At 68.0% G+C, this 7,736-nt stretch carries 10 protein-coding genes and 2 pseudogenes; 7 read left to right on the top strand and 5 right to left on the bottom strand.

Annotated elements, in window-relative coordinates:
• Positions 1 to 420: 420 nt before the first annotated feature.
• From AB4Z14_RS21935 to AB4Z14_RS21925, 3 genes and pseudogenes are all read left to right on the top strand, one after another.
• Positions 421 to 1,266: pseudogene (locus AB4Z14_RS21935) on the top strand (IS110 family transposase); the annotation flags it as partial.
• A gap of 194 nt (positions 1,267 to 1,460) precedes the next feature.
• Positions 1,461 to 1,610, top strand: coding sequence for a hypothetical protein (locus AB4Z14_RS21930; protein ID WP_256796257.1), 150 nt, complete (start codon positions 1,461 to 1,463; stop codon positions 1,608 to 1,610).
• A 607-nt stretch (positions 1,611 to 2,217) separates the two neighbouring features.
• Positions 2,218 to 2,694, top strand: coding sequence for a hypothetical protein (locus AB4Z14_RS21925; protein WP_442277093.1), 477 nt, complete (start codon positions 2,218 to 2,220; stop codon positions 2,692 to 2,694).
• Positions 2,695 to 2,756: 62 nt separating this feature from the next.
• On the opposite strand, the gene AB4Z14_RS21920 is transcribed toward AB4Z14_RS21925, so the two are convergent.
• The 4 genes and pseudogenes from AB4Z14_RS21920 to AB4Z14_RS21905 all read right to left on the bottom strand — a co-directional run bounded on the left by AB4Z14_RS21920 (position 2,757) and on the right by AB4Z14_RS21905 (position 4,649).
• On the bottom strand, positions 2,757 to 3,251 hold the full coding sequence (locus AB4Z14_RS21920; RefSeq protein ID WP_442277092.1) for a hypothetical protein: 495 nt from the start codon (positions 3,249 to 3,251) through the stop codon (positions 2,757 to 2,759).
• A 26-nt stretch (positions 3,252 to 3,277) separates the two neighbouring features.
• Positions 3,278 to 3,874 carry an RNA polymerase sigma factor gene (locus AB4Z14_RS21915; protein WP_256796260.1) on the bottom strand — a complete coding sequence of 199 codons (597 nt, stop codon included), beginning with the start codon at positions 3,872 to 3,874 and terminating at the stop codon, positions 3,278 to 3,280.
• A gap of 130 nt (positions 3,875 to 4,004) precedes the next feature.
• Positions 4,005 to 4,142 (bottom strand): annotated as a pseudogene (locus tag AB4Z14_RS21910) (AAA family ATPase); the annotation flags it as partial.
• A 162-nt stretch (positions 4,143 to 4,304) separates the two neighbouring features.
• Entirely contained in the window at positions 4,305 to 4,649 is a 345-nt protein-coding gene (locus AB4Z14_RS21905; protein ID WP_256796261.1) for a hypothetical protein, read from the bottom strand.
• Positions 4,650 to 4,769: 120 nt separating this feature from the next.
• On the opposite strand from AB4Z14_RS21905, the gene AB4Z14_RS21900 reads away from it, so the two are divergent.
• Together AB4Z14_RS21900 and AB4Z14_RS21895 are read left to right on the top strand one after the other, a co-directional pair.
• A complete protein-coding gene (locus AB4Z14_RS21900) occupies positions 4,770 to 5,090 on the top strand; it encodes a hypothetical protein (RefSeq protein WP_442277091.1) in 321 nt (106 codons plus the stop codon).
• Positions 5,091 to 5,161: 71 nt separating this feature from the next.
• Positions 5,162 to 5,662, top strand: coding sequence for a hypothetical protein (locus tag AB4Z14_RS21895; protein ID WP_442277090.1), 501 nt, complete (start codon positions 5,162 to 5,164; stop codon positions 5,660 to 5,662).
• 51 nt (positions 5,663 to 5,713) lie between these two features.
• Here AB4Z14_RS21895 and AB4Z14_RS21890 read toward each other — a convergent pair whose 3' ends face one another.
• On the bottom strand, positions 5,714 to 6,139 hold the full coding sequence (locus tag AB4Z14_RS21890) for a hypothetical protein (RefSeq protein ID WP_442277089.1): 426 nt from the start codon (positions 6,137 to 6,139) through the stop codon (positions 5,714 to 5,716).
• Positions 6,140 to 6,267: 128 nt separating this feature from the next.
• Between AB4Z14_RS21890 and AB4Z14_RS21885 the strand changes: the two genes are divergently transcribed.
• Together AB4Z14_RS21885 and AB4Z14_RS21880 are read left to right on the top strand one after the other, a co-directional pair.
• Positions 6,268 to 6,573 (top strand): iron chaperone, encoded by a 306-nt coding sequence (locus AB4Z14_RS21885; RefSeq protein WP_442277088.1) that lies wholly within the window; start codon positions 6,268 to 6,270, stop codon positions 6,571 to 6,573.
• 442 nt (positions 6,574 to 7,015) lie between these two features.
• Positions 7,016 to 7,471 carry a DUF2500 domain-containing protein gene (locus tag AB4Z14_RS21880; RefSeq protein WP_442277087.1) on the top strand — a complete coding sequence of 152 codons (456 nt, stop codon included), beginning with the start codon at positions 7,016 to 7,018 and terminating at the stop codon, positions 7,469 to 7,471.
• The last annotated feature ends 265 nt before the right edge of the window (positions 7,472 to 7,736 follow it).

Here is a 7,736-nt window from a genome sequence, read left to right as displayed (position 1 = left end):
CGTCCGTGACTGTACGGCCGGGACGGCCGGACAGTGGGCGCCCGGGGCAGCCAGCGAAACGGGATGGGCCCTCGTGGGGAGCGTCATGCCCGGTCAGGGTCGGGCGGACGGGCCCGAGCGTGTCCGGGGCATCACGCGATCCGCGGCATAGAAAGGCGTTCTGCGCGGTCGGGTCTGGCGTGGCGAACGTCCTCCTGATGCGCTTGTCGGGCTTGGTGTCCCATCGCATCGAAGGAGGACGTTCATGTCTCACGGTAGTGGTGTCTCGCGCGGCGATCGGAACCGGAACGCTCGGCTTTCCCGGCTCCGGGCCGCGGTCCCGGTCACGAACGCGATCGTGGGGATCGACCTGGCCGACCGCAAGCAGATGCTAGTGGTGACCGACCACGACTCGAGGGTGCTGGCGCGGAGGACGTTCCGGTGCAAGGCGTGGGACCTCGGGACCGCCCTGGACTGGGCCGCCGACCGGGCCCGCGGAAGGGCTTCACGGGGGTGACGGTGGCGTGTGAGCCGACCGGGCACCGGTGGATGGTCCTGGCGCAGCTCGCCGCGCAGCGTGGGATGTCGTTCGTGTGCGTCCAGCCGGCTGCCTCGTCCTGGGCCCGCAAGAGCGAGGACCTGACCACGGACAAGACCGACGACAAGGACGCCGTCCTCATCGCCCGGCTCACCGGGCAGCTGCGCTGCTACCTGCCCGAGCCGGTCGACGAGGAGCACGCGACCTGGACCCGGCTGCGGCACCTCGGCACCCGCCGGGAGGAGCTCCTCGAGAAGCACGTCGCGGCCGTGCAGACGGTCCGTGACCTGCTCGAGTGCGTGTGGCCGGCCGCGCTCGAGAGCGCGAAGCACCCGTTCCGCTCGGCCACCTGGGTCGCTGCCCTGACCGTCGTCGTTCGCCGTGACGGCGGGGACCTGGACCGCACCCGTCGGCTCGGGTTGGCCCGTTTCGAGCGGGCTGTCCGCGCGGAGGTGACCCGTCGGGGTGGGGTCCGGCCGTGCCTGCGGATCGTGCGACGCGTCTTCGCCGCCCTCGATGACCGTGCAGGGGTGGTCGCGCACCGGGCGGCGGTGTTCGAGCGGCTCGAGTGGACCCTGACCGACTGGGACGAGACCCGCGCCAAGCTGGCCGACGTCGAGACGCGGATGGTGTCCGTCCTGGACGAGCTCGGCCTCACGACGCTGGTGACCAGCATCGACGGGCTGTCACCGGTCGGCGCCGCCGCGATCCTCGCGCAGACCGGGGACCTGAGAAGGTTCGCCTCCGCCCGGGCTGTGGTCAAAACGCCGGCCTCGCACCGCGGGAAGGCAAGTCCGGCACGTTCACCGGCCGCGCCAGGCTCACCGGCGCCGGACGGCCGCAGCTGCGGGTCGCGGCGTGGCGGGCGGTGTGGGGGTGCCTGCAGACGAACCGGGTGTACGCGGCCCGCTACCGCCACCTCACCACTCGCGAGCAGAACCGGTTGACCCCGACCCAGGCCCAGGCCGCGGTCGCCGCAGCGATCCTGCGCCAGCTGTACGCCGTCGTCACCCAACAACGCTCGTGGGACCCCGTCATCGCCGCCCACGGCACCACCACGTGGAAGGAGGCCGCGAGCACCGTTGCTGCGTAACGAGATCCAGTACCAAGCCACCAGCACGAGGCGCTGACACCCAAGAGCTGGGGCGGGGTGAGCCTTCTGCGGCATCGAGAACCCCTGGGGTATCTCGCCGACCATCGCAGGCCGCCCCGTCCCGTCGCCGACACAACCCGATCACACGCTGCCGAGCACGACCTCGATTAGCTATGCAGGGGCCGACGACGAGACACCGGCACCCGCCCAGCCCTTGACGCTAAACGCCTCACGCTGATGGTCGGACGTCGTCCGACGAGCGGCATGAGCGTGCATCGACTGCGGCAGTTCTCTCAGGAACACTGCGTTCTATATCTGACTTCGGTGGTGCTGCTTGCGATGGCCGCGCCGGCGAGTGACGGACGCGCTTGTCACTGAGTGTCGGACGCACCTCATCGACGTTTGGCAAGAAAGTGTTGATGAGATTCAGCCGCATCTCCGGGTCGGGGCCGGGGTTCTCCGGGCTGTGCGGTCACGCTTTGCGACGCATCCGTGGTGAGCGGACATAACCGTTTGCCACAGCAAGGTGCTTGCGGCAGAGAGGACTGATGTTATGAATCGGATCTGGAAAGTGGTGGTCGTCGCCGCGGTCGTAGCAGTGCCTGCCGTGGGGGCTCCTGCTGCGCAGGCGGCTCCGGCCGGCTCGTTCTGCGCGATGGACGTCGGCACAGGAGCCATATCCTGCTTCAACAGCGGCCCGGAGGTCATCTCGTTCATCAGCGGTGGGCGCGTGCAGGTCCCGGCAGGTACCAAGGTGATCTCGGACCGGCAGCGGGCCAGTATCGCCCAGAGCCCGGCGGCGAACTTCGTCCTGAACATCTCCTGGGCCGACAACAACTACACCGACGCGAGCTACTACTTCTACGCTTCCGGGGACTGCGACACCAACGCCGACGTCGACTGGTCGATCGGCGTCATGCCGTCGGGGTGGAACGACCGGATCAGCTCGTTCAAGTCCTACGGGAACTGCGCGACCAAGCTGTGGGAGAACACCTACTCCGGGTCCTCGTACGGGTTCATCGTCAATAGCTCCTACGTCGGTGACGCGATGAACGATCGAGCTTCCTCGATGCAGTTCAACTAGACCCCGCACGCTCAGGTACGCCTTGGGGTGTCGCTCCCGAGCTGCGACACCCCAAGGTGGACCTACTTGGTGGCGGCGGGCACCTTCAGCTCGGCGCACACCGTTGCGGGGCCGGGGTACACCACTAGCTGGGCCTCCACGACACAGGCTGTGAGCTCCGGCACGTCGGCTGCCCCGGCCTGGCCCGTGGAGGCGCCGTCACTGGTCATGGTTCCTGTTCGCCACATCGCAGCACACGCGTCGATGGCATCCAGCGGTGAGCGCACCCCGGTGTCGGCGTTGGTGGCGGTGGTGGCGCCGTGCTGCTTCCAGATGTCGGGGTCGGTCGTGACGCTGGCAGAGCAGTAGGCCGAGTACGCGTCGTCGGGTCGGGATACCGCGACCCACGCGGCGGCAGTGCCGCCCACCACGACGACGCTGGCGGCGGTGACGCCCACGACGGACCAGGTCCGGCGGTGGTTGCGGAACGGTGCGGTTGCCGTGTTGTCGTGGCCGGCCTCGTTCCGAATCTCGGCCATGAGTGCCTCACGGATCTGGGCGGCGCGGTGTTCGCCCATGCGCGGCCCGTCCGGCCTCTTCGTGCTCACTGTTCTAGTCCTTCCTCTGCGCTGGTGATGCCTGCCTCGAGCAGGGCTGACTTGACGCGCTCTCGGGATCTCATGAGGCGCGAACGGACGGCGGCGTGACTGATGCCAAGGACCTGGGCGGCTTCGGCGTACGTCAACTCACCGATGAAGCAGAGCGAAACGACCTGCCGGTCCATCGGCCGCAGGCCGGCCAGTGCCTGCGCCAGGGCTTGGCCGGTAGCTTCGAACGTCGCAGCGGCCGCAACGGCCTCCGCGTGGTCGGGGCTGGCCTGCGGGGCGGGGATCCTGTTCAGGACCGCCCGATATCGACGAGCGGAGCGTCGGTAGTTCCTGGCCACGTTCGTGGCGGTCATCAAGAGCCACGGTAAGGCAGAGCCGTTGACGACCCGGATCCGGGCCCGCAGGCGCCACGCCTCGAGGAACACGATCGCGGTGAGGTCATCGGCGTCCTCCACGCCGCCGAGCTGGCGGGCGCTGTGCGCAAAGACCCGCTGGCTGTGACGGTCGTAAAGAGCCCCGAACGCGTCCCGGTCGTTCCGGGCGGCTCGGTCCACCAGGACCTCTTCAGCGGTCGTGCCGATCATGCTCTGCATGACCAGTAATGTCCGATGCCGCCGTAACCGTCGCGGTCCGCTCCGGCGGGACCAAATCCCCCGGCGCTCTGACGCGAGGGAGGGCGAATCTGCTCGGACCAGAAACGGTGCGGGTACCCAGTCTGTGCCGTCACCTCAGCCGCCGGAGCCCACGACAGCGGAGGCAACGTTGGGCCCTGCTGTGGGCGAGGCGGTAGGAGTCGGTGCCCGTTTCCATGATGTGTCCGCCGTAGGTGATGCGGTCGACGATGGCTGCACACAGGCGGGGGCTAGCGAGAAGGTCGCGGTCAACCGCTTCGCTGGCAGAGCGAAGGCCAGGTCCATGGCGGCAACGTATCGGCTCTGGGGAATCGACAGGGCCTCACGATGGGGCGTGCCGCCCTCGACGAGCGGCAGAAGCGGATGTTCCCTGACGAGCATCCGCGGTGTTTTACGTGAGGCCGACGACGACTCCGACTAGGGCTACGACGCCGAGAACGATGTAGAGGCGGCCAAGAACGCGGGCCGACGCCCCGGTGTGAAGCCGACGCCATCGAAGCACCGCAGGTCTGACGAGTACTGCTGCCCCGCAGAGAACCGAGAGTCCGTTCCAGCGGTCAACGCCCCCGGCTCGGAACGTTGCTACGGCAATCCACGAGAACGCGAGCAGTAACAGCGGTAGGCCGACGAAGGCAATGACATCTGTTCTCCACGGCCCGCTGCCGGGTTCTTCGAAGGCGAGACGGCGGTGGGGTTCGCCAGCGTGGCGGCCGCCGGGTCGGCGCTCCTTCTTCATGACGGACACGCTAGGGGACTGCACGTGGCCACCCGTTGCCGCAGCGCGCTCTAAAGGTCCGCTACTCGGCACGATCGCTCGGAGCGCGGCAAATCCGTACGTCTGTGCGACAGTGACCCCGTGAGGCGCCGAATCCCGCGCGACGTGGAAGCACGCTACCTGCGCGTCGTCCATCTACGCCTGCCGATGCCCGATGACGACGCTTCAGATGACGACTGGGACGCGTGGGCTGATCTGCAACACGTGCAGGCACTCTTGTCAGGGTGGGCTGGTCGGGTCGGAAGCCGCCACTCTGGACTCAGAGACGATGACTCGGGCTACTTGCGCGAGCTCCACAAGCTGACATCGAGCCCCGGCGTCATTCACCTCGTCGGCGACGAGGCGGCAGCTGATGCGCGTGCGGCGGCCGACGCGCTGTTCAACCTACTAGCCGCCGGGTGAAGAGCCTGGGAATATGCGCGACTTGCGGCATATCCGTGCGTTCCGGCGATCGTGCGGGGACACTGCACTTCGTGAGCAGTCAGGGGGACAGGGCGGCAGCGCTGACGGGCCGCTTGGCGGGGGTAGCGGCTGCGGTCGTTGCCGCGGCTGCGCTGGCTGGGTGCGCGAACACGGACGCGGCGGACCAGCGGGTCATCGACCGGCTGGCCAAGCTGGATGTCATGACCGTGCCTCCAGGCGCTGTCGAGCTGGCACGCACGAGCTCGAGGGGCGGCGGCAACAGTGCTATCCGAAACGCCTCGTCGGTCACCCTCGTGTATGCCACCACGCAGACGCCTGCCGAGGTTGGGAAACGCTTCCACGCACGCTTCGACCCGACGTGGCACTTCAAGGACAACGGGGCCGTGGATCTCGGCGGTTGGCGAGCAAGTGGCGGCCCGGGCCCTGACCCCGACGCCGAGCCGGACACGGTCGCTGACGTGACGGCACGCCGCGTCACGTCTGCGGACAAGGCGCCGGGCGGCACCCAATCCGTGGTGACGGTCTCCGCGTCGGCCACCCGACCCGCCTAAGACAGTCCGGGTCGCCCGCAGCGCGGCAGTTCCGGATGTTCTCAGTCCGGACTACAGATGGTGCTGACTGATCGGCACGTCATGCCGGCCACCCTGGTCGATGACGCGGACCGATCCAATATCGGTCCCATGCGGGTAGAGGAAGGCTCCGACCAGCGCCCCCTCATGGGCCGGGTGCTGGACGAGGTTGACCGTTTGAGTGCGCCCGTCGGAAGTCGTGACTTCCAGGCCAGTCGCACCGGTGGGCACACGGATGATGGCCCCGTTGGGCACCTGGTCGGCGCTACCTGTGTAGATGGACACCGGCGTGTGCGAGGAGATGGATGGGCTGCCGTAGCCGCCCTTGTGAGTGTGGCCGTCAGGGGTGGTGATCCGCAGCCACGTGATGCCGCTGTGGTCGTCGGGCTGCCAACCCAGCCGCCACGTGTCCCCGCTCGGAGAGACTCCTTCGGCGAAGATCTGCTCGTCACGATCCATGTTGAGCAAGGTACTTCGGAACGCGCCGTAACGCCGCTAGGTGCCTGAGTGGTTTGCGACTGCCTCACGCCCGCGTCGCTCACGCGCACAGCGCGGCAAATCCGGAAGACGAGAGGAGACTGTCTGCCATGACAGTCGACGAGGTCGATGCCTACCTGGCAGGGCTGGAGGAGCCGAAACGGACCACCCTGGAAGCGCTACGCCGGTCGATCCTGGCCGTCGTCCCGGACGCCGAGGAAGGCATCTCGTACGGCATGCCGGCCTTCCGGGTCGACGGGAAGGTGGTCGCAGGCTTCGCGGCATTCAAGAACCATCTCGCCTACCTGCCACACAGTGGCGAAGTGCTCACGGTGCTCGCCGAGCACCTCACGGAATACGAGCGCACAAAGAGCTCGCTCCACTTCCCGATCGACGAGCCGCTGCCAGATGACTAGGTCAGAAGCCTCGTGGACGCAAAGCTCCACATCCTTGACCGCTGAGTTTCGTCAACTGGCGCGCGCGAGTGAACTCCACGACATCTGTCGCGTCGCGGCATGACAGGACGCGTCTTTCAAAGGGCGGCGCGACTCCGGGGTCTACTTCCAGCCCTTCTCGAACCCTTGCGGGACGACCCGTGAATCGCCTTACCGGCTGGGCGGCCGCCGAGTGGAGGCTAGCGGCCCCCGGCACTGGCGTGCCCAATCATTTCGGCGACGACCCTCGTTTGCTGACGTGCACCATCCGCGGCTGTGGGGATGCCGGCATAGTCGGCCTGCGCGCCCTACAGAGGGCCTCTCCCGTACCCGCGTCCGATCAAGCGCGCATGTCGGTGCAACCGCACCGGCTGTCGGGAAGTCATACTGCCGTCCTCACCCGCTCGAGACACAGAGGTCTGCGATGGTCACCGACGAGTTCGGCCCCCTCACCCCGGACATGTCCGGTCCGCCGACGGTCTTCCTCCTTTTCTTTGGACTGATCTTCACGCTCGTCATCGCGGGCTTCGTCACGGTCGCCGTCAAGGGACTCTCGCAGTGGCGCGCCAATGAGGCCTCCCCGCTGCGCAGCGTCGACGCGATGGTCGTGTCGCGCCGCACCGACGTGCACCGCCGGCCCCGTTCGGTCGGCGCTCCGACGGACGGTTCGGGCACCATGGCCATGGCTTCCACCAGCCCGAGCTCGAGCACCGCTTACTTCGTCACCTTCGAGGAGCCCTCGGGCGAACGGCGCGAGCTGCCGGTGAGCGGCGTCGAGTTCGGCCAGCTGGCCGAGGGCGACCGGGGGCACCTGATCCACCAGGGCACCCGCTACAAAGGGTTCACCCGCCAGCGAGCCGCTGACGGGCCGCCCCTCTGACCCGCCCGGCCCGTACTTCCGGCCGACGGGTTGATGGGGCACCGTCCGCGGCGATGTCGGACGTCCCGTCCTCCGCGCGGCAAAATCCGGTAAACGCCTCCCGCTGAGGTCCGGATGTCAGGGGGCCATCGGTGGTGGCGTCCCCAGTTGGCCGATGGGAATGCTTGTTCTGCCCGTGGGGCACCCCCAGCGGGCAACCGAGTCTGCAACCGCACTCGGCTCCGCTCGGAGGACGGGCACATCTACGTCGCACCCCGCACGAAGC

Source organism: Terrabacter sp. 2TAF16 (assembly GCF_052115065.1).
GTDB lineage: Bacteria > Actinomycetota > Actinomycetes > Actinomycetales > Dermatophilaceae > Terrabacter.
This window is presented reverse-complemented; position numbering and strand designations above follow the sequence as displayed.

What these genes read in the sequence shown, in the direction of transcription:
- AB4Z14_RS21920 (WP_442277092.1), bottom strand. Translation starts at nt 3,251, where the DNA reads ATGGGCGAACACCGCGCCGCCCAGATCCGTGAGGCACTCATGGCCGAG.
- AB4Z14_RS21915 (WP_256796260.1), bottom strand. Translation starts at nt 3,874, where the DNA reads ATGCAGAGCATGATCGGCACGACCGCTGAAGAGGTCCTGGTGGACCGA.
- AB4Z14_RS21905 (WP_256796261.1), bottom strand. Translation starts at nt 4,649, where the DNA reads ATGAAGAAGGAGCGCCGACCCGGCGGCCGCCACGCTGGCGAACCCCAC.
- AB4Z14_RS21890 (WP_442277089.1), bottom strand. Translation starts at nt 6,139, where the DNA reads ATGGATCGTGACGAGCAGATCTTCGCCGAAGGAGTCTCTCCGAGCGGG.
- AB4Z14_RS21885 (WP_442277088.1), top strand. Translation starts at nt 6,268, where the DNA reads ATGACAGTCGACGAGGTCGATGCCTACCTGGCAGGGCTGGAGGAGCCG.
- AB4Z14_RS21880 (WP_442277087.1), top strand. Translation starts at nt 7,016, where the DNA reads ATGGTCACCGACGAGTTCGGCCCCCTCACCCCGGACATGTCCGGTCCG.